This window comes from Clostridium thermopalmarium DSM 5974 (assembly GCF_002995795.1).
In the GTDB taxonomy this organism is placed as follows: domain Bacteria; phylum Bacillota; class Clostridia; order Clostridiales; family Clostridiaceae; genus Clostridium_H; species Clostridium_H thermopalmarium.
This window is the reverse complement of the sequence record NZ_PVXN01000071.1, coordinates 1-1,095: the sequence shown is the minus strand read 5'-3', so window position 1 is coordinate 1,095 and position 1,095 is coordinate 1. Positions and strand designations below refer to the sequence as shown.

Genomic DNA, 1,095 nt, shown 5'->3' with positions numbered 1-1,095 from the left:
CAAGCTGAAAAGGGAGAATTACTTTTCGGTAATATAGATACATGGTTAATCTGGAATTTAACTAAGGGAAGAGTTCACGTTACAGATTATACAAATGCATCAAGAACAATGCTTTATAATATCCATGAATTAAAATGGGATGATGAACTTTTAGCAGAATTAAATATACCAAAATCAATGCTTCCAGAAGTTAAACCTTCTAGCGAAATCTATGGAGAGACTGATGAACTTATATTTGGATCACCAATTCCAATATCAGGAGATGCTGGAGACCAACAAGCAGCATTGTTTGGACAACTTTGCTGTCAAGAAGGTATGGCTAAAAATACTTATGGAACAGGATGCTTCCTTCTTATGAATACTGGAAATAAACCAGTAGAATCTAAGAATGGTCTTCTTACAACTATGGCTGCTTGCTATAATGGAAAACCTGAATATGCTCTTGAAGGAAGTATATTTATAGGTGGAGCAGTTATTCAATGGTTACGTGATGAATTAAGAATGTTCAACAACGCTGCTGAGTCTGAAAAATATGCAACAGCTGTTGAAGATTCAAATGGAGTTTATTTAGTACCAGCTTTCGTTGGACTTGGAGCACCATATTGGGATCCATATGCAAGAGGAACTGTTGTAGGTCTTACAAGAGGAGCTAAAAAAGAGCATTTTGTAAGAGCAGCTTTAGAATCTATGGCATATCAAACTCATGATGTATTAAAGGCTATGGAACAAGATTCAGGAATAAAACTACAAGCATTAAAGGTTGATGGTGGAGCATGCGCTAACAATTTCTTAATGCAATTCCAAGCTGATGTATTAGATACACCAGTACAAAGACCAGAAGTTATAGAAACAACAGCACTAGGAGCTGCTTATCTTGCAGGTCTTGCAGTAGGATATTGGAAGGACTTAGATGATATATGTTCAAGCTGTAAAGCATCAACAACTTTTGCACCAAGCATGGAATCAGAAAAGAGAGAACAAATTATTAAGGGATGGCATAAAGCAGTTGAAAGATCTCAAGGTTGGGAAAAATAACTGATTAAACTATATTATACTATGGATGAACTTCTATGAATTGCTATAGAAGTTCATCTT

1 protein-coding gene is annotated in these 1,095 nt (G+C 35.6%); it reads left to right on the top strand.

Annotated elements, in window-relative coordinates; genetic code table 11:
- Positions 1–1,035, top strand: a 1,035-nt coding sequence (locus tag CPAL_RS13630; RefSeq protein WP_106024856.1) for an FGGY family carbohydrate kinase, incomplete at its 5' end; no start/stop codon positions are given.
- Positions 1,036–1,095 lie beyond the last annotated feature (60 nt).